The sequence below is a fragment of the Pseudomonas sp. S2_B10 genome (assembly GCF_054668425.1).
The window spans coordinates 2,385,505-2,403,996 of sequence record NZ_CP162768.1 but is presented as its reverse complement, the minus strand read 5'-3'; the positions used below and the strand labels follow the sequence as shown (position 1 = coordinate 2,403,996).

The 18,492-nt window shown below is 61.5% G+C and carries 14 protein-coding genes and 1 pseudogene; 5 read left to right on the top strand and 10 right to left on the bottom strand.

Going from position 1 to position 18,492, the window contains the following annotated elements; genetic code table 11:
• The first annotated feature begins 57 nt into the window (after positions 1–57).
• From creB to creD, 3 genes and pseudogenes are all read left to right on the top strand, one after another.
• On the top strand, positions 58–738 hold the full coding sequence (gene creB / locus AB4O45_RS10795) for a two-component system response regulator CreB (protein WP_016772840.1): 681 nt from the start codon (positions 58–60) through the stop codon (positions 736–738).
• Positions 738–2,156, top strand: a complete 1,419-nt coding sequence (creC, locus tag AB4O45_RS10790) for a two-component system sensor histidine kinase CreC (RefSeq protein ID WP_460161387.1) — start codon at positions 738–740, stop codon at positions 2,154–2,156. The genes creB and creC overlap by 1 nt, the downstream gene beginning before the upstream one ends.
• Positions 2,157–2,288: 132 nt before the next feature.
• Positions 2,289–3,633: pseudogene (gene creD / locus AB4O45_RS10785) on the top strand (cell envelope integrity protein CreD).
• Positions 3,634–3,832: 199 nt separating this feature from the next.
• Here the strand turns inward: creD and AB4O45_RS10780 are convergent.
• The 8 genes from AB4O45_RS10780 to AB4O45_RS10745 all read right to left on the bottom strand — a co-directional run bounded on the left by AB4O45_RS10780 (position 3,833) and on the right by AB4O45_RS10745 (position 13,047).
• The gene (locus AB4O45_RS10780) at positions 3,833–4,462 is read right to left on the bottom strand and encodes a glutathione S-transferase (protein ID WP_041476739.1); all 630 of its coding nucleotides are present in this window, start codon (positions 4,460–4,462) and stop codon (positions 3,833–3,835) included.
• A 163-nt stretch (positions 4,463–4,625) separates the two neighbouring features.
• Positions 4,626–4,805, bottom strand: coding sequence for a hypothetical protein (locus AB4O45_RS10775; protein WP_095181386.1), 180 nt, complete (start codon positions 4,803–4,805; stop codon positions 4,626–4,628).
• Positions 4,802–5,932 carry a PepSY-associated TM helix domain-containing protein gene (locus AB4O45_RS10770; protein ID WP_460161386.1) on the bottom strand — a complete coding sequence of 377 codons (1,131 nt, stop codon included), beginning with the start codon at positions 5,930–5,932 and terminating at the stop codon, positions 4,802–4,804. Before AB4O45_RS10770 ends, AB4O45_RS10775 begins: the two co-directional genes overlap by 4 nt.
• A gap of 74 nt (positions 5,933–6,006) precedes the next feature.
• A complete protein-coding gene (locus AB4O45_RS10765; RefSeq protein ID WP_460161385.1) occupies positions 6,007–8,433 on the bottom strand; it encodes a TonB-dependent siderophore receptor in 2,427 nt (808 codons plus the stop codon).
• Positions 8,434–8,612: 179 nt separating this feature from the next.
• Positions 8,613–9,587 carry a FecR domain-containing protein gene (locus AB4O45_RS10760; protein ID WP_460161384.1) on the bottom strand — a complete coding sequence of 325 codons (975 nt, stop codon included), beginning with the start codon at positions 9,585–9,587 and terminating at the stop codon, positions 8,613–8,615.
• A complete protein-coding gene (locus tag AB4O45_RS10755) occupies positions 9,584–10,060 on the bottom strand; it encodes an RNA polymerase sigma factor (protein ID WP_221264883.1) in 477 nt (158 codons plus the stop codon). Before AB4O45_RS10755 ends, AB4O45_RS10760 begins: the two co-directional genes overlap by 4 nt.
• 348 nt (positions 10,061–10,408) lie before the next feature.
• Complete coding sequence (locus AB4O45_RS10750) at positions 10,409–11,116, bottom strand: 3'-5' exonuclease (protein WP_460161383.1); 708 nt, start codon at positions 11,114–11,116, stop codon at positions 10,409–10,411.
• On the bottom strand, positions 11,113–13,047 hold the full coding sequence (locus AB4O45_RS10745) for a putative nucleotidyltransferase substrate binding domain-containing protein (protein ID WP_423520338.1): 1,935 nt from the start codon (positions 13,045–13,047) through the stop codon (positions 11,113–11,115). The genes AB4O45_RS10750 and AB4O45_RS10745 overlap by 4 nt, the downstream gene beginning before the upstream one ends.
• Before the next feature lie 255 nt (positions 13,048–13,302).
• On the opposite strand from AB4O45_RS10745, the gene AB4O45_RS10740 reads away from it, so the two are divergent.
• Positions 13,303–13,749, top strand: coding sequence for a response regulator (locus tag AB4O45_RS10740; RefSeq protein WP_016772851.1), 447 nt, complete (start codon positions 13,303–13,305; stop codon positions 13,747–13,749).
• Between the two features lie 263 nt (positions 13,750–14,012).
• On the opposite strand, the gene AB4O45_RS10735 is transcribed toward AB4O45_RS10740, so the two are convergent.
• Entirely contained in the window at positions 14,013–16,190 is a 2,178-nt protein-coding gene (locus AB4O45_RS10735; RefSeq protein WP_460161382.1) for a malate synthase G, read from the bottom strand.
• 639 nt (positions 16,191–16,829) lie between these two features.
• On the opposite strand from AB4O45_RS10735, the gene AB4O45_RS10730 reads away from it, so the two are divergent.
• On the top strand, positions 16,830–17,348 hold the full coding sequence (locus AB4O45_RS10730) for a glycine cleavage system transcriptional repressor (RefSeq protein WP_016772854.1): 519 nt from the start codon (positions 16,830–16,832) through the stop codon (positions 17,346–17,348).
• Between the two features lie 223 nt (positions 17,349–17,571).
• Here the strand turns inward: AB4O45_RS10730 and rarD are convergent, their stop codons facing one another.
• A complete protein-coding gene (gene rarD, locus AB4O45_RS10725) occupies positions 17,572–18,459 on the bottom strand; it encodes an EamA family transporter RarD (RefSeq protein ID WP_041476730.1) in 888 nt (295 codons plus the stop codon).
• Positions 18,460–18,492 lie beyond the last annotated feature (33 nt).

Here is an 18,492-nt window from a genome sequence, read left to right as displayed (position 1 = left end):
ACGTAACCCCGGGCTTGGGGCACCGTTCGCGCACTAACTGCCACGGGCTCGGACGCCATGCCGCACATCCTGATTGTCGAAGACGAAGCGGCAATAGCCGACACACTGATTTTTGCCTTGCAGGGCGAGGGGTTCAGCACCACGTGGCTGAACCTCGGCGCGGCGGCGCTGGAGCATCAGCGGCAGACGCCGGCCGACCTGATCATTCTCGATATCGGTTTGCCGGACATCAGCGGCTTCGAGACTTGCAAGCAACTGCGGCGCTTCACGGAAGTGCCGGTGCTGTTTCTCAGCGCCCGCGACGCCGAGATCGACCGCGTGGTGGGCCTGGAGATCGGTGCCGACGATTACGTGGTCAAGCCGTTCAGCCCGCGTGAAGTGGCCGCGCGGGTCAAAGCTATCCTCAAACGCATGGCGCCGCGGCCAACCCTGGAAGCAGGCTCAACGCTGTTTCGCATCGATGCCGAACGCGTGCAGATCAGCTATCGCGGCCAGCCGCTGAGCCTGACCCGCCATGAATTCCGCTTGTTGCAATGCCTGCTCGAACAACCTGAGCGAGTGTTCAGCCGCGAGCAATTGCTTGATGCGCTGGGCGTTGCCGCTGATGCCGGTTACGAGCGCAGCATCGACAGCCACATCAAAAGCCTGCGCGCCAAGTTGCGCCTGGTGCGCGCCGAGGCCGAGCCGATCCAGACCCATCGCGGCCTCGGTTACAGCTACAGCCCGGGACACAGCTGATGTCGCTGGGGCTGCGGATCTTTCTGGTGTACGTGCTGTTTGTCGGCCTGACCGGTTATTTCGTCCTCAACACGGTCATGGAAGAAATCCGCCCCGGCGTGCGTCAGTCCACCGAAGAGACGCTGGTGGACACCGCCAACCTGATGGCAGAAATCCTGCGCGACGATTTCAAGGCCGGCACCCTCAGCGAGAACCGCTGGCCGCAATTGCTCCGCGCCTATGGCGAGCGCCAACCGCAAGCGACCATCTGGGGCTTGCCGAAAAATCAGGTCAACCACCGCATCTACGTCACCGACGCCAAGGGCATCGTCGTGCTCGACTCCAGCGGCGTCGCGGTCGGCCAGGATTATTCGCGCTGGAACGACGTCTACCTGACCCTGCGCGGCGAGTACGGCGCACGCTCCAGCCGCAGTGATCCTGACGATCCGAGCTCTTCAGTGATGCACGTCGGTGCGCCGATCCGCGACAACGGCAAGATCATCGGCGTGGTCACCGTGGCCAAGCCCAACAGTTCGTTGCAACCCTACGTTGATCGCACCGAGCGGCGCTTGCTGTTTTACGGCGCCGGACTGATCGGCCTCGGTCTGCTGTTCGGTGCACTGTTGTCGTGGTGGCTGAGCCGTGCGCTACATCGTTTGACCGGTTATGCCCAAGCGGTCAGCGAAGGCCGGCGCGTGGAAGTGCCGCATTATCGCGGCGGCGAGCTGGAGCAACTGGCGACGGCGGTCGAGCAGATGCGCACGCAGCTCGAAGGCAAGGCCTACGTCGAGCGTTATGTGCACACCCTGACCCATGAATTGAAAAGTCCGCTGGCGGCGATCCGGGGTGCGGCGGAGTTGCTGCAAAGCGAGATGCCGGCCGTCCAGCGTTTGCGCTTTGTCAGCAACATCGACAGCGAAAGCGCGCGGATGCAGCAGTTGATCGAGCGCCTGCTCAACCTGGCGCAGGTCGAACAGCGCCAAGGGCTGGAAGAACGGGTGGCAGTACCGCTGGCGCTGTTGGTCGCAGAACTGCTCAAGGCGCAGGCCGCGCGGATCGAGGGCAAACAACTGCGCGTCGAGCAAGCGATCGGCGAGGATCTGCTGTTGATTGGCGAGCCGTTTCTGCTACGCCAGGCGTTGGGCAATCTGCTTGAGAACGCGCTGGATTTCACCCCGGCGCAGGGCCTGTTGCGCTTGAGCGCCGAGCGGGTTGGCGAGCAGATCGAGTTCCGCCTGTTCAACCAGACCACGCCGATTCCCGATTACGCCTTGCCGCGTCTGACCGAACGCTTCTACTCGTTGCCGCGCCCGGACAGCGGACGCAAAAGCACCGGGCTGGGGCTGAACTTCGTTGAAGAAGTGGTCAAGTTGCATGGCGGGGTGATGCGCATTGGCAATGTCGAGGGCGGGGTTGAGGTGGTATTGCGCTTGCCGTGAGACCCAGTTGCTGCCTTCGCGAGCAGGCTCGCTCCCACAGGAGAATGCATTCTCCACACAATCTCCATATTCCCCCCACACTGCCACCACAGCGCATCCCCAGACTCTTCCCATCCAAACAGGGAGAGTCCCATGAACAAGAATCTGACCATCAAGCTCGGCGCGATTGCCTTGTTGATCCTGCTGTTGCTGATACCGCTGTTGATGATCGACGGCATCATCGACGAACGTCAGCAACTGCGCGACGGTGTGCTCGAAGACATCGCGCGCAGTTCCAGTTACAGCCAGCAGCTGACCGGGCCGGTGATGGTAGTGCCGTATCGCAAGGTGGTGCGCACCTGGAAAACCAACGAGAAAACCAACAAGCGCTACGAAGAAGTCAGCGAAGCGCGCGGGCGTCTGTACTTTCTGCCGGAGCGTTTCGAGCTCGATGGCCAGGTGCAGACCGAGCTGCGCAAACGCGGTATTTACGAGGCGCGGCTGTTTCACGCCGATAACCGTATCGACGGGCATTTTTCCCTGCCGGCGCAGTTGGGCATCAAGGAAAATTTTGCCGATTACCAATTCGACGCGCCGTTCCTCGCCGTCGGTATCAGCGATATTCGCGGCATCGAAAACGCGCTGAAACTCGAGCTCGCCGGCCAGCAACTGGACTTCGTGCCAGGCAGCGAAGTGGCCTGGATCGGCGAGGGCGTACACGTGACCCTGCCGGCGCTGGATGCCAGCAAAGCCACGCAACTGACCTTCGGTTTCGACCTGCGCCTGCAAGGCACCGGCTCGCTGCGTGTGGTGCCGGTGGGCAAGACCAGCAGTGTCAGCCTCGCTGCCAACTGGCCGCACCCCAGCTTCGTCGGAAACTTCCTGCCGGCCAAGCGCGAGATCAACGATCAGGGGTTCAGCGCCGACTGGCAGACCTCGTTTTTCTCCACCAACCTGCAAGAGGCGATGGAGCGCTGCGTCGCTGGCGACTGTGATGCACTCAACGGGCGCAGCTTCGGCGTCAGCTTCATCGACCCGGTGGATCAGTACCTGAAGAGCGACCGGGCGATCAAATACGCGCTGCTGTTCATCGTCCTGACATTCGCCGGTTTCTTCCTCTTCGAAGTGCTCAAGAGCCTCGCGGTGCACCCGGTGCAATATGCCTTGGTCGGTGTCGCGCTGGCGTTCTTTTACCTGCTGCTGTTGTCGCTGTCGGAACACATCGGTTTTGCGCTGGCGTATCTGTTGTCGGCGAGTGGCTGCGTGTTGCTGATCGGCTTCTATGTCAGCCACGTCCTGCGCAGCGCGCGGCATGGCTTGAGTTTTTCGGCGGGGCTGGCGGCGCTGTATGGCCTGCTGTACGGATTGCTAAGTGCCGAGGATTACGCGCTGCTGATGGGCTCGCTGATGCTGTTCGGTCTGCTCGGGGTGTTCATGGTACGGGATTGGTTTGAAACCGGCCAGGCCGCTGGAGTTTGATGTGGAGGCGATGCAATGAGCGGGTTGAGGGCTGAGCGCAGGGAAGTGGCGGTTCTGCTGACGCTGATTGTTGCAGCGCTGCCGCCAGAACCGAGGTGGTGCCATCGCTGGCAAGCCAGCTCCCACAGGATATATGCCGACACACAGGTCAGCGGTCTGTCCCGATTCAATGTGGGAGCTGGCTTGCCAGCGATGGGGGCAGATCAGGCGCCGCAGAATCAGGGCTTGGGCATTGTCGCCATCATGGACGGTCGCTGACTCACTTCAAAATACCAGTTGGCCAGTTGCGGATTGGCCGCGCGCCAGTCCATGTCCGGGAAGCGCAGATCCAGATAGCCCAGTGCGCAGGCCACGCTGATCGCCGCGACATCGAAATGGCTGGTCAGCTCGGCAATTGCTTCGTTTTCCAGCACGGCGAGGGCGCGGCGGATCTTGTCGCGCTGGGCGTCGAGCCATTCGTCCCAGTGTTTTTCCACCGGGCGCAGCACAGTTTCATAACGCACCATCACCGAGGCATCCATGATCCCGTCAGCCATCGACGCCAGGGTCAGGCGCCGCCAGCGCGCCGCACCTTCCCGGGGGATCAGCGGATTGCCGACGTGCTGCTGGTCGAGGTACTCGAGGATGACGCGGCTGTCATGGATGACATTGCCGTCGGCCAAGCGCAGGGCGGGGATCTTGCTCAACGGGTTGTCGGCGATCAGCGCCGGGTCCGGGCTGACCGGGCTGAGCACGCAGTCCTGCAGCGCGACACGATCCTGCTGACCGGTTTCGTGCAGCAGCACCATGACTTTGCGGACAAAGGGCGACAGGGTGTTGTGGTACAGGGTCATGCTGGGGGCGGACATGGGCAAGGTCTCGATCAGGACAATGATCGGGCAGCATAGCCTGCTCGCGTGCGGCGCAGAACCCATGTGGGAGCGAGCCTGCTCGCGAAGGCGTCGTGACAGTCGACTTTGATGTTGAATGTCTGGGCGCTTTCGCGAGCAGGCTCGCTCCCACAAGGGATTCTCAGCGTCGCGGCAGTAAACCTCTTATCGCCAGAAATGCCGGCACGCCAAGCCCGACCCAGCTCAACGCATCCCAGATTCCATCCCCCAGCAACGCCGCAAACAGCCCCGCCGCACTGAGCAAGGCGATCACGATCGGTGTGCTGAAAACCTTCCAGAAACTCGACTGACGCGGCTTCATGCCGAGGCCTCCGCCGCTTCCAATACAGGCTTGGCCGCCTTGCGCCGCACCACCCACAAATACACACCACTGGCCAGCACGATGATCGTCAGCACATCCAGCGTCGCCCAGAGAATCTTCATCGGCATGCCGCCGTAGTCACCAAAGTGCAGCGGCTGCGACATGCCCATGGCGTCCATGTACCACGGCCGTTCGGCCACGGCGGTGACCTGCAAGGTCGTGGCGTCGATCAGCACCGGCGTCAGCAGGTGCGAGGTCAGGTGCGTGCCGCCCTTCATGAATACCGAGTAATGGTGCTCGCTGGAAAAACGGGTGCCGGGGAAGGCGATGAAATCCGGTTTCATCCCCGGTGCGACTTCCTCGGCGATGTCGAGCAGCCGCGTGGCCGGCGCCAGTTGAGTCAGCGGCGGCGCATCGCGATACGGCGCGATCAGCGTGGTCAGTGCATCGTTGCGCCAGGCGGCGATGAGCAGGTCGGCGCAGGCGCTGATCACCCCGGTCACGCCCACCACCAGGCACCAGGTCAAAGTGACGACGCCGATCAGGTTGTGCAGATCGAGCCAGCGCAGTCTTGTCGACTTGTCCTGGCGCACGGTGCCAAATTTCAAGCGGCGCATGAACGGCAGGTACAGCACCGTGCCGGAGACGATCGCCACGACAAACAGCAGCCCCATGAACGCCAGCAGCAGCTTGCCCGGCAGCCCGGCGAACATGTCGACGTGCAGACGCAGGATGAACAGCATCAAACCGCCATTTGCCGAAGGGGTTTCCAGCGCTTCGCCAGTACGCGCATCGAGCATGAAGGTGTGCGAAGAGTTCGGCTCGGTGTCGGCCGTCCTGGCCATGATCGCGAACGCCGCGTTCGGCTCTTCGTCGTCATAACCGAAGTACTGCATGACTTCGTCCGGGCGATGTTTCTGCGCGGCATCGACCAGTTGCTGCAGGTCGAGTTGCGGCGTGTCGGCCGGCATCTCGCGCAGTTCCGGGGCGTTGCCCAACGCGTGATCAATCTCGTGGCTGAAAATCAGCGGCAGACCGGTCAGCGCCAGCATCAGCAGAAACACCGTGCAGATCAGGCTGGTCCAGGTGTGGATGAACGACCAGCGGCGGATGGTTTTACTTTTCATTGCATGACCTTCAAAAACACCAAAGCCGTCCGGTACGGACGGCCTGGGAACAGGGCCTGTTTCAGCTCACTGGCTTACCACTTGTAAGTGGCGCTGGCGACGACACTGCGCTGGTCGCCGTAGTAGCAGTAGAAGCTGTCGCAGGTGGAAATGTAGTCCTTGTCGAACAGGTTGGTCGCATTCACCGCCAGCGACGCACCTTTGAGGCTGTTGTCCAGACGGCCGAGATCATAATGCACGCTGGCGTCGAACACGGTATAGGCATCGGCCTTGCCCAGCCAGGTGTTGGCCTTGTCGCCGTAGGTGTTGCCGGTGTAGCGCACGCCGGCACCAATGCCGAAACCGTCGAGCACGCCGGCGTGCCAGGTGTAGTCGGTCCACAGCGAGGCTTGTTGGTTGGGCATCAGTTGCAGACGATTGCCCTTGTCGATGCCTTTCTGCACTTCGGACTTGGCCAGGGTGTAGGCGGCGATGACTTTGAGGTTGTCAGTCACATCCGACACGGCCTCGAGTTCCAAGCCTTTGACCTTCACTTCGCCGGTCTGGCTGGTCACCGAAACGTTGTTGACGAAGGTGTTCACCGCGACGTTCTTCTGGGTCAGGTCATACACGGCGGCGGTCAGCAGGGTCTTGCTGCCCGGCGGCTGGTATTTGATGCCCAGTTCCCACTGCTTGCCTTCGGTTGGCTTGAGCGAGCCGGTCGAGGTGGCATCGGCGCCCGTGGTCGGCTGGAACGATTCGGCGTAGGACAGGTACGGCACGAAGCCGTTATCGAAGACGTAACTGAGCGCCGCGTTGCCGCTGAATTTCTTGTCACGCTGGGTGTTGGTGGTGTCGCTCTGGTTGATGAATTGGGTGCTGGTGTGCACCCAGTCTTCACGGCCGCCGAGGGTCAGGCGCCACTGATCGAGGGCCATTTGGTCCTGCACGTAGAGGCCGGTCTGGTAGGTCTTCTGGTTGTAGTCGTAAAACGCGGTGGAGCGCGCCGGACGTACGATCGGCTGGCCGTAGATCGGGTTGATGACGTTGGTTTGCAGACCATCGCCAAAAATCGAGGTGTAGTTGGTGTTGCTGCGCTGGTGATCCAGACCCAGCAGCAAGGTGTGGCGAACCTCACCCGTGGCGAAGTCGGCCTGGAAGTTGTTGTCCACGGCAAACTGGCTGATGTCTTCGTCGACGCTGGTGCTGGTGCGGCCGACGTTGCCCTCTGCATCCACGGTGGTGAACGGATAGGAACCAGGGGTCAGCGACTGGAACGACAGGTCCGACTTGGTGTAGCGCAGGTTCTGCTTGAACTGCCAGACATCGTTCAACCGATGCTCGAAGGCATAACCCAGCGCATAGTAGGTGCGATCGTAGTATTCCCAATCCGGATCGCCGAGATTCTTGTGATGGGAAATATCACCGAGCGGCGATTTGATCTTCGTGCCCTGGATCGGCAGAAACTGGCTGGTGATGCCGGTGTCATCGCGGGTGAACTGGCTCAGCAGAGTGAGTTTGGTGTCGTCACCGATGTTCCAGGTCAGGCTCGGCGCGATGTTGTAGCGCTTGTTGTCGACGTGGTCGACCTGCGTGCCGCTGTCGCGCACCACGCCGCTGAGGCCATAGAGAAACTGCCCGGCCTCATCGATCTTGCCGGTGCTGGCGAAGTTGATCTGGCGGTGATTGTCGCTGCCGTATTGCAACTGGATTTCGCTGCTGGCTTCAGCGCTCGGGCGGCGGCTGACCATGTCGAGCAAACCGCCCGGCGGGGTCTGGCCGTACACCGACGAAGCCGGGCCACGGAGCAGGGCGAGGCGGTCGAGGTTCCAGGTTTCCTGTTTCGGGTTGGCGTACACGCCTTTGGGCAGCGGCAGGCCATCGAGGAACTGGGTCGGCTCGAAACCGCGTACGCGCAGCCAGTCGGCACGGGTGTCGCTGCCGTAGCTGCTGGCGGTGATGCCCGGCATGTAGCGCACGGCGTCATCGAGGCTGTGCACGCTGCGGTCGTCCATTTGCTGGCGGGTCGCCACCGAAATCGAACGCGGTGCTTCGACCAGCGCAGTGTCGGTCTTGGTGCCGGCGGCGGTGCGAGTCGCGGTGTAGCCTTCGACCGGGCCCCAGGCGCTTTCGAAGTTTTCCACGCCGATGACCGAAGTTTCCGGCAGGGCCAGCGTGCCTTCCGGCACGGCCACCAGGGTGTAAGTGCCGGCGCTGCTCTGTTCCAGTTGCAGACCGGTGCCGCGCAAAGCCGCGCGCAGGGCGCCGGCGGCGTCGTACTGGCCGTTGACCGGCGCCGAGGTTTTGCCGGCGGCCAGCGCAGGATTGAGCGACAGGGCGAGGCCGCCCTGGCTGGCGATCTGGTTCAGGGTGGTCGACAGCGGCGCCGCCGGCAGGTTGTAGGCGCGCACGCTGGACGCTTGCTCAGCGGCGAGCAACGGGCTGCTGATCAGCGGCGTGCCGAAAGCGATGGCAAAAGCCAGCAGACTGGGGCGCAACAAGGTGTCTGGCGAACGGGACATACGGCGGCTCCTGAATGGAAATATTTCTCAATTGCCTGTGTGCCGGACGAGATTGGAAAAGTGATAGGGCTCGGTGGAAATTATTTTTTGCTGGAAAGGTTGTTGGGGCTGATGCCGTCATCGCGAGCAGGCTCGCTCCCACATTGATCGTTCCCACGCCGAGCGTGGGAACGATCATGTCAAGGGAAGGAGGGCTCCGCCTTCGCCACGGTGACCCAATACGGCGTATGACGCTCGATCTGCACCGGCAAGGTTGGCAGCAACGCGCTCAGGGCCTTGTCGGTGTCGTGCAACGGAAAGCTGCCGGTAATGCGCAGATCGGCCACTTCCGGCGCCACGCCCAGATGGCCACGACGATAGCGCCCCAGCTCGTGCACCAGATCGCCCAGCCGTGCGTTGTCCACCACCAGCATGCCGCGCGTCCAGGCATCGGTGCCTGGGGCGAGGGCGGCAATCGAGCCCAGCCCGTCACTGCGCAGCAACACCTGCTGGCCTTCGCGCAGAATCTGTTCTTGCGGGTTGGCCTGGGCATGGGCCGCGACCGCCGACTGCAACACGCTCAGGCGGGTGCCATCGTCCTCGCGCTTGACCAGAAAGCGCGTGCCCAGCGCGCGCATGCTGCCTTCGCGGGTTTCGACGATAAACGGCCGCGCATCGCCATGCCCGGTTTCGACGAGGATTTCGCCTTCCTGCAACACGATCAAGCGGCGCTTGTCATCGAAATGGACGTCGACCGCGCTGTGGGTATTAAGGTTGAGCAGGGTGCCGTCGGACAGGCGCACGCTGCGCTGTTCACCGGTGGCGGTGCGTTGATCGGCGAGCCAGTAATCCAGCGGCAGATAGCGCTCGCTGACAAACAGTCCCAGCCCGAGGATCACCACGACACTGGCCAGCCCGCTGCCGAGTTTTCGCACGCGCCGACGGATGCCTTCGCGCGATTGCAGCAACGCACTTCGGGCCGGGCCTTTGGCGACGCTGAAACGCTGATCGAGCATGCCCAACTGGCGCCACGCGCGGGCGTGTTCCTCATGGGCCGCATGCCACTTGGCGAATTCCTCGCGCTCCAGCGCGGTGCTCGAGTCGAGGGTCAATTGCCAGGCAATTGCCGCGTCCAGCACATGCGCCGGCACCGGGCGCGAACTGGCCGCCGTCATGTCGGCTCACCGTACAGGGCGATGTAGCACTGGCGCAGACCTTGGGCCAGATACTGCCGCACGCGCGGCACTGACACGCCGAGTCTGGCGGCGATTTCGCCGTGGCTGAGGCCGTCGAGGCGGTTATACAGGAAGGCCGCACGAGCCTTGGTCGACAACTTGCCGAGCAGGCGATCGATGGCCTTTAGGTCGTCGAGGATCATTTGCTGTTCTTCCACCGACGGCTGTTCGTCTTCGGGGATCAGCATCAGTTCGGTGAGGTAGGCCTGTTCCAGCGCGGCGCGGCGGAAGTAGTCAAACAACAGGCCTTTGGCGATCGCCACCAGAAACGCCCGAGGTTCGCGCGGCGTCAGCAGCTCGTCGCGGTTGAGCAGGCGCACGAAGGTGTCCTGGCTCAGGTCCTCGGCACGCTGCGGACACGCCACATTGCGCCGCAACCACGCCAGCAGCCAACCGCGATGGTCGCGATACATCGCACCGACGAGCTCACTGTGGGGGTTGGGCACTGACGACACCGGACATCACCGATTGGGAAATGTTAACTAACGAGAATAGTTCGCGATTCTGGCAGAGGTGGGAATGGTTAGCAATTGGCCACTGGTCAGGTGATGAATCAAGGGCAGCCCCTCACCCTAGCCCTCTCCCGGAGGGGAGAGGGGACTGATCGGGGGATATTCTGGAGGTACACCGACCTGAACGATTTTCAGCGATTCCTCAATCGACTCGGTCTTTCAGGTCGATATAAGGCTTCAGACACCACTATCGGCTCCCTCTCCCCTCCGGGAGAGGGCTGGGGTGAGGGGCTTTTGATCTGAATGATTCTAAAAGGACGGCGCCTGCTGCCTGCGCTTCCACTGACTCAACCGCTGCTGCAACTGCAACGGACTGTAGATCTGCTGCGCCCGCGCGCGGCTGAACAGAATCAATGCCAATTCTGCCGTGGCCAGTGCATCGGCACTCGCGTTATGCCGCTCGAACACTTCGAGCCGGAACCACTCGATCCACTCATCCAGCCCGGCCTCGCGAATCTGCGCCTGCGGACATAACAGCGGCGCAATGTCCGCCACATCCAGAAACACATGCTGCAGCTTATGCCCCAAGTGCTCCTTCACTGCACGCCCGAGCATGTGCTGATCGAACGGCGCATGAAACGCCAGCACCGGGCTGTCGCCGATGAACTCCAGCAACTCCAGCAACGCTTCCGCCGGGTCGCTGCCTGCGGCAATCGCATTCGGTCCCAAGCCATGAATCAGCACGCTGGGGCTGAGCTTCAATTCGCGACATTGCAGCGTGCGCTCGAACTGCTGACGGAAATCGATCGCGCCGTCCTCGATCACCACCGCGCCGATCGACAGGACCCGATCCTTGCTCATATTCAGGCCGGTGGTTTCCAGGTCCAGCACCACCCAGCGCTGCTCACGCAGGCTGCATTCGCTCAGCTCGGCAAGCGCCGGCAGATTCGCCAGCCGCTGCTGTAGATCCGCCGACACAACGGGACTTGACGGGCGCAGCCAGGAAAACAGGCTCATAGCTGATACCGCAAGCTCAGGCTGCTCTGCAGGCGTTGCGCCTGCCGCAGGGATTCACGCAGGATGCGCCGGTCAAGGTGATTGAGGCTGTCGGGATCGACGCGGTTGGAGTACGGCTGGTTCTCCCGGGTCTGGAGCTGATGCTGCTGCATGCGCGTTTGCTGAATGAAGTGATAGGCCTCTTCATACGCCGCGCCGTCGAGCGGCTCGATGACTTGTTTATCGACCAATTGGCGGAAGCGCTCGAGGGTGTTGTTGGCATCGATGCCGTTGGCCAGCGCCAGCAACCGGGCGCCGTCGACGAACGGCGTCAGACCCTGAATTTTCAGATCCAGCGTGGCCTTCTCGCCGTTCTTGCGTGCCAGCACGAACTCACGGAAGCGCCCAACGGGAGGGCGATTGCGCAGGGCATTTTCGGCGAGCATGCGCTGGAACAGACGGTTGTCAGCGACTTGATCGAGAATGCCCCGGCGCAATTGCTCGCAGCCTTGCTCATCGCCCCAGACCACGCGCAGGTCGAAATAAATGCTCGAGCCCAGCAGGTTCTCCGGCGTGGCTTCGCGGATGAACGCGGCAAAGCGCCGTGCCCATTCGGCCCGCGACAGACACAGCTCGGGATTGCCGGCCATGATGTTGCCCTTGCACAGAGTGAAACCGCACTGCGCCAGGCTCTGGTTGATCTGCTGGGCAATCGGCAGCAGCTTGCCGCGTATTTCTGCTGCGTGCGCGGCATCGCGCGCGTCGAAGAGAATGCCGTTGTCCTGATCGGTGTGCAGCGTCTGCTCACGCCGGCCCTCGCTGCCGAAACACAGCCAACTGAACGGCACACCCGGGTCGCCCTTTTCCGCGAGGGTCAGTTCGATGACCCGGCACACCGTGTGATCGTTGAGCAGGGTGATGATGTGGGTGATTTGCGTCGACGACGCGCCGTGGGCGAGCATGCGTTCGACCAGTTGGCCGATCTCGCCGCGCAAGGTCACCAGTTGCTCGATCCGTTGCGCGCTGCGGATGGTCCGGGCCAGGTGCACCAGATCGACCCGTTGCAGGGAGAACAGATCACGCTCGGACACCACGCCGCACAGGCGTTGATCCTTGACCAGACAGACGTGAGCAATGTGCCGCTCGGTCATGGCGATCGCCGCATCGAAGGCGCTGTGATCCGGCGACAGATAAAACGGTGATCGAGTCATGTGCTGTTCGATGGCGTCGCTGAAATCGCCGACACCTTCGGCGACCACATGGCGCAAATCGCGCAGGGTGAAAATCCCCAGCGGCGCCTTGTGCTCATCCACCGCGACGATGCTGCCGACCTGTTGCTCGTGCATCAGCTTCACCGCTTCACGCAACGGCGTCTCGGCGCTGCAGGTCACCGGATGACGCATCGCGAGTTCACCGAGACGAGTGTTCAGCGAGTATTGGGTGCCGAGGGTTTCCACGGCTTTTTGCTGGACTTGCTGGTTGACCTGATCGAGCAGGCTGCTGACCCCACGCAAGGCGAAATCGCGGAAGGCGCTGGAAAGGGCGAACAGTTTGATGAACGCCAGTTTGTTCAGTTGCAGGCAAAAGGTGTCTTCGCCCGCCAGATGTTCGGTGCGCGTGGCGCGCTCACCGAGCAGCGCGGCCAGCGGAAAGCATTCGCCGGTGGTGATTTCGAAGGTGGTTTCGGTGCCGGGCTTGGTGATGTGCTGGCGTTCGCCGACCACCCGACCCTGTTTGACGATATAAAAGTGCTCCACCGGGCCGTCAGCCGGTTTGATGATGCTCTCGCCCTGGGCAAAAAAACGCAGCTGACATTGCTCCACCAGATAGGCGAGGTGGGCGTGTTCCATCTGATTGAAGGGCGGGAAGCGCTGGAGGAATTGCAGGGTGCCCTGAATGTTCTGCAACACCGCGGTTTTCCCTGCCTGGGTGAAGGCGTCCGCTTTGCTCATAACCATTACCGCAGTCTTTTTCGAATTGTTGTTGTCGGATCGTTGCCACCATGGTCGACCCCGGCGGGCAGGGTGCCCATTGGACGTAAGTCTAGGTTTTGCCACCATTGGCCGATTTTCGGAAATAACCTACGCAAAAGCTCGGAAAAGCTTGCGCTAGCCACTTGGAAAAAATTCCGACGAAGTGCACATTGAAGCGCTGTCCGGTGATGTCTGACGACTTGCCAGGGATTGTTTGAACATTTAGAGAGCGCCATGTCCGACCACGATATTTTGAGCGACGCCGAGCGGGAAGCGCTCAGCGCAGTGATGCTCGAACCTGATCTGCCGCCGCAGCGTGTCCTGATCGTCGACGACGACAAGGACGCCCGCGAGCTGTTGTCGGAGATACTCGCGCTGGACGGCATTCGCTGCATGACCGCAGCCAGCGGTGAAACCGCGCTGAAAATGCTCGATGAAAAGCCTTCGATCGGTCTGGTGATTACCGACCTGCGCATGGGCAATGTCGACGGCCTCGAGCTGATTCGCCAGGTGCGTGAATCGGTACGGGCAGCGATGCCAATCATCATCGTCTCCGGCGATGCCGACGTGAAAGATGCGATCGAAGCGATGCATTTGAGCGTGGTGGATTTTCTGCTCAAGCCGATTGATACGGGCAAGTTGCTTGAGTTGGTGAAGCATGAATTGGGCATTGAGCCCTAGAAGCCCCTCACCCTAACCCTCTCCCAGAGGGAGAGGGGACTGACCGCGGTGAATGTTGGAGGTACACCGACCTGAATTTCATGAGTCGAACTCAGGAATTGAAACTTCCCCAATCTGCTCCCTTTCCCCTCTACCCCTTGGGGGAGAGGGCTGGGGTGAGGGGGATGGATCTCAAGCCCACCACAACAATCCAACCCACCTCACAAACAAAAAGGCCCTGATCTCTCGATCAGGGCCTTTTTCACTTCCAGCGTCAGCGCAAATTACAGACCATTCGCGGCCTTGAACTCGCGACGACGACGGTGCAGCACCGGCTCGGTGTAGCCGTTCGGTTGCCTGGTGCCTTCGATCACCAGTTCGACCGCCGCCTGGAAGGCGATGTTGCTGTCGAAGTCCGGTGCCAGCGGGCGATACAGCGGGTCGTTGGCGTTCTGACGGTCGACCACCGGCGCCATGCGCTTGAGGCTTTCCATCACTTGCTCTTGGCTGACGATACCGTGGCGCAGCCAGTTGGCGATGTGCTGGCTGGAGATACGCAGCGTCGCACGGTCTTCCATCAGGCCAACGTCGTTGATATCCGGGACTTTGGAGCAACCGACACCTTGGTCGATCCAGCGCACCACGTAACCGAGAATGCCTTGGGCATTGTTGTCCAGTTCGTTCTTGATCTGCTCTGGCGTCCAGCTTGGGTTCACTGCCAATGGAATGGTGAGGATGTCGTCCACCGAGGCGCGCGCACGTTTGGCCAGTTCGGCCTGACGCGCAAACACATCGACCTTGTGGTAGTGCAGCGCGTGCAGCGCAGCGGCAGTCGGCGATGGCACCCAGGCAGTGTTGGCGCCGGCGAGTGGGTGAGCGATTTTCTGCTCAAGCATCGCTGCCATCAGATCCGGCATCGCCCACATGCCTTTACCGATTTGCGCACGACCTTGCAGGCCGGTGCTCAGACCGATGTCGACGTTCCAGTTCTCGTAGGCGCCGATCCACTTCTCGGCCTTCATGTCAGCCTTGCGCACCACTGGGCCGGCCTCCATGGACGTGTGGATTTCGTCGCCGGTACGGTCGAGGAAACCGGTGTTGATGAACACCACGCGCTCGCTGGCCGCCTTGATACAGGCCTTGAGGTTGACCGTGGTGCGGCGCTCCTCGTCCATGATCCCGACTTTCAGGGTGTTGCGCGGCAAGCGCAGGACATCTTCGATACGCCCGAACAGCTCGTTGGTGAACGCCGCTTCTTCCGGGCCGTGCATTTTCGGTTTGACGATGTACACCGAACCGGTGCGGGTGTTGCGCCGCGAAGTGTTGCCGTTGAGGTTGTGCATTGCCGCCAGACAAGTCACCAGACCATCGAGAATGCCTTCCGGCACTTCGTTGCCTTGGCTGTCGAGGATCGCATCGATGGTCATCAGGTGGCCGACGTTGCGCACGAACAACAGCGAACGACCGTGCAGGGTCACTTCACCGCCGTTGGGCGCGGTGTAGGTGCGATCCGGGTTCATGGTGCGGGTGAAGGTCTGGCCGCCCTTGGACACGGATTCCGCGAGGTCGCCCTTCATCAGGCCGAGCCAGTTGCGGTAGATCACCACTTTGTCGTCGGCATCGACGGCGGCCACGGAATCTTCGCAGTCCATGATCGTGGTCAGCGCCGCTTCCATGAGGATGTCTTTGACGCCGGCGGCGTCGGTCTGGCCGACCGGGGTGCTGGCGTCGATCTGGATTTCGAAGTGCAGGCCGTTGTGCTTGAGCAGAACGGCGATCGGCGCGTTGGCGTCACCCTGGAAACCGATCAACTGAGCGTCATCGCGCAGGCCGCTGTTGCTGCCGCCCTTGAGCGTCACGACCAGTTTGCCGTCAGCGATCCTGTAGCGGGTCGAATCGACGTGGGAGCCGGCGGCCAGTGGCGCGGCTTCGTCGAGGAAGGCGCGGGCGAAGGCGATGACTTTGTCGCCACGCACCTTGTTGTAGCCTTTGCCTTTTTCCGCGCCACCGTCTTCGCTGATCGCGTCGGTGCCGTAGAGGGCGTCGTACAGCGAACCCCAGCGGGCGTTCGAGGCGTTGAGCGCGAAGCGCGCATTCATCACCGGCACGACCAGTTGCGGGCCGGCGGTGCGGGCGATTTCATCGTCGACGTTTTGCGTCGTCGCCTGGAAATCAGCCGCTTCTGGCAGCAGATAACCGATCTCTTGCAGGAAAGCTTTGTAGGCCACGGCATCGTGCGCCTGGCCGGCATGCTGCTGATGCCAGGCATCGATGCGCGCCTGGAAGTCATCGCGTTTGGCGAGTAGGGCTTTGTTCTTCGGCGCCAGGTCATGAATGACCTTGTCGGCACCTTCCCAGAATTGTTCGGCGGTGAGGCCGGTACCGGGAATGGCTTCGTTGTTCACGAAGTCGAACAGGACTTTGGCGACCTGCAGGCCACCGACTTGAACGTGTTCAGTCATTGCTTGCCTCACTCTGCTCAGCTATTTCGCTTTTCAGCTCGTCAATTTAACAATGAAGCTTCCGGCCATTTAAACCACAAACCTGCGGACCAGTACATGCCATTGCTGGCGGCTGGGCTAGGACCAATCAACGGCTTGGAGGCCTTGCTGACGGGGCTTTCAGGGTTGCGAAGGGCCTTGGGCAGACATCGATCCAGCGTTATGTAGTGCGCGCTGCGGCATACTACATGATGAGTTGCGCTTGTGAAAATCAGACTAATTACGTCGTTCTGCGACCTCATGACGCATTGCGGTCACGTCGCGGAACGGGATGTTCTCAAAAAAGCATTGGATTGTTCCAGCTAAATATCGAAAGTTGTACACATAATTGCTATTTGGCTGCTATGGCGCAGTTTGGCGTCTCCACCTTTGCGATGAGCGAATCTGTGGCGAGGGGATTTATCCCCGTTGGGTGGCGAAGCCGCCCCCTGCGGTCCGGCTGGCAGACCCAATTGGCAGGACTCACGACTGCTGCGCAGCCGGACGGGGATAAATCCCCTCGCCACAGGTCATCATCTGCCAGCACTGGGTCAGGCTGAATCAATCCGCTTGCCTATACTTGCCCTTCGATAACAAAAGTCATGACAAGAGGGCTGCGCCATGGACCATCTCGTACTCACCGTTTTCGCCCCGGACAAGCCCGGGCAGGTCGAGCGCATCGCCCAATGCATTGCCGAGCACGGCGGCAATTGGCTGGAAAGCCGCATGTCACGCATGGCCGGGCAGTTCGCCGGGATTCTGCGCGTGGGCGTGCCGGCGGAGGCTTACGACGAACTGGTCGATGCCCTGCAAGCGCTGTCGGCCCATGGCATTCGGGTATTGATTGCCGAAAGCGGAGTGGAGCAGTCCTGCACGTGGAAACCGATCGCCATGGAACTGGTCGGCAATGACCGGCCGGGTATCGTCCGCGATATCACTCGGCTGTTGAGCGAGCAGGGCGTAAACCTGGAGCGACTGGTAACTGAGGTGCGCCCGGCGCCGATGAGCAGCGAGCCGCTGTTTCACGCCGAGGCGATTCTCGCGGTACCACTGACGCTGTCGCTGGATGTGTTGCAGGCGCGCCTGGAAACCCTGGCCGATGATCTGATGGTCGAACTGGTGTTACGCACAGAGGTTTAAACGTTCACAGGGTTATTCAGGTTTAACGTGCACCTGCCTGTGGATAACCTGTAGAGACAGACCGCCACGCCACGCCGGCCGTGGCTTTGCGCAGGTTGATCAAAAAATCGCCAACATTCAGTGACTTGCGCACAAACGGCGGGGATCACGCTGTGGATAAGCTTGGGAAGGAACGATGCAGGCCACGAGAACCGTGGCCTGCGGAGGTTTGTGCGTTTTTTGATCAGGCGCGCCGGCGCAAACTTATCCACGCATCAACGCTGTAGACCGCCAGACCGGCCCAGATAAACATGAACGCGACCAGCGTGCTGGACGACAAATGCTCGCCAAACAGCAGCACGGCTTGCAGCAACACCAGCGTCGGCGCGATGTATTGCAGGAAGCCGATGGTGGTGTAGGGCAAGTGGCGGGTGGCGGCGTTGAAACACACCAATGGCACCAGCGTCACCGGGCCGGCAGCCACGAGCCACCAGGCTTCAGAGGTGGTCCAGAAGGCCGGCTGCACACTCGTGGCAGTCTGATTGAACAGCAACCATGCGATCGCAATCGGCACCAGCATCCAGGTTTCCACTACCAGCCCCGGCAACGCCTTGACCGGCGCCTGCTTGCGGATCAGGCCGTAGAAACCGAAGGTCAGCGCCAGCGCCAGCGACACCCACGGCAAGCTGCCGACCTGCCACACCTGCTGCGCCACGCCGATGGCAGCGAGACCGACCGCGACCCACTGCATGCGCCGCAGCCGTTCGCCAAGGATCACCATGCCCAACAGCACGTTGACCAGCGGATTGATGTAGTAACCCAGACTCGCCTCGAGCATGCGGCCGTTGTTCACCGACCAGACATAAGTCAGCCAGTTGGCCGCGATCAGCGTGCCGCTCAGGGCCAGAATCGCCAGGCGTTTTGGATTGTCGAGCAGCTCGCGCAGCCAGCCCGGGTGTTTCCATACCATCAGTAGCAATGCACCGAACAACGCCGACCACAGCACCCGATGGATGATGATCTCGACGGCCGGGACTTCAGCGATGGCTTTGAAATAGATCGGGAACAGGCCCCAGATGATGTAGGCGCTCAGGCCCAGAATGTACCCGCGACGCGGGTTGGCGGCTTGCATGCAGAATCCTTGCTCAGGCAGCTGACAAAGAAA

Bases quoted from the DNA above. Each gene is read 5' to 3' on its own strand.
- AB4O45_RS10740 (WP_016772851.1), top strand. From the start codon at position 13,303: ATGTCCGACCACGATATTTTGAGCGACGCCGAGCGGGAAGCGCTCAGC.
- AB4O45_RS10765 (WP_460161385.1), bottom strand. From the start codon at position 8,433: ATGTCCCGTTCGCCAGACACCTTGTTGCGCCCCAGTCTGCTGGCTTTT.
- AB4O45_RS10745 (WP_423520338.1), bottom strand. From the start codon at position 13,047: ATGAGCAAAGCGGACGCCTTCACCCAGGCAGGGAAAACCGCGGTGTTG.
- AB4O45_RS10780 (WP_041476739.1), bottom strand. From the start codon at position 4,462: ATGTCCGCCCCCAGCATGACCCTGTACCACAACACCCTGTCGCCCTTT.
- AB4O45_RS10750 (WP_460161383.1), bottom strand. From the start codon at position 11,116: ATGAGCCTGTTTTCCTGGCTGCGCCCGTCAAGTCCCGTTGTGTCGGCG.
- AB4O45_RS10755 (WP_221264883.1), bottom strand. From the start codon at position 10,060: ATGTATCGCGACCATCGCGGTTGGCTGCTGGCGTGGTTGCGGCGCAAT.
- creC (WP_460161387.1), top strand. From the start codon at position 738: ATGTCGCTGGGGCTGCGGATCTTTCTGGTGTACGTGCTGTTTGTCGGC.
- creB (WP_016772840.1), top strand. From the start codon at position 58: ATGCCGCACATCCTGATTGTCGAAGACGAAGCGGCAATAGCCGACACA.
- AB4O45_RS10770 (WP_460161386.1), bottom strand. From the start codon at position 5,932: ATGAAAAGTAAAACCATCCGCCGCTGGTCGTTCATCCACACCTGGACC.
- AB4O45_RS10775 (WP_095181386.1), bottom strand. From the start codon at position 4,805: ATGAAGCCGCGTCAGTCGAGTTTCTGGAAGGTTTTCAGCACACCGATC.
- AB4O45_RS10760 (WP_460161384.1), bottom strand. From the start codon at position 9,587: ATGACGGCGGCCAGTTCGCGCCCGGTGCCGGCGCATGTGCTGGACGCG.
- rarD (WP_041476730.1), bottom strand. From the start codon at position 18,459: ATGCAAGCCGCCAACCCGCGTCGCGGGTACATTCTGGGCCTGAGCGCC.
- AB4O45_RS10735 (WP_460161382.1), bottom strand. From the start codon at position 16,190: ATGACTGAACACGTTCAAGTCGGTGGCCTGCAGGTCGCCAAAGTCCTG.
- AB4O45_RS10730 (WP_016772854.1), top strand. From the start codon at position 16,830: ATGGACCATCTCGTACTCACCGTTTTCGCCCCGGACAAGCCCGGGCAG.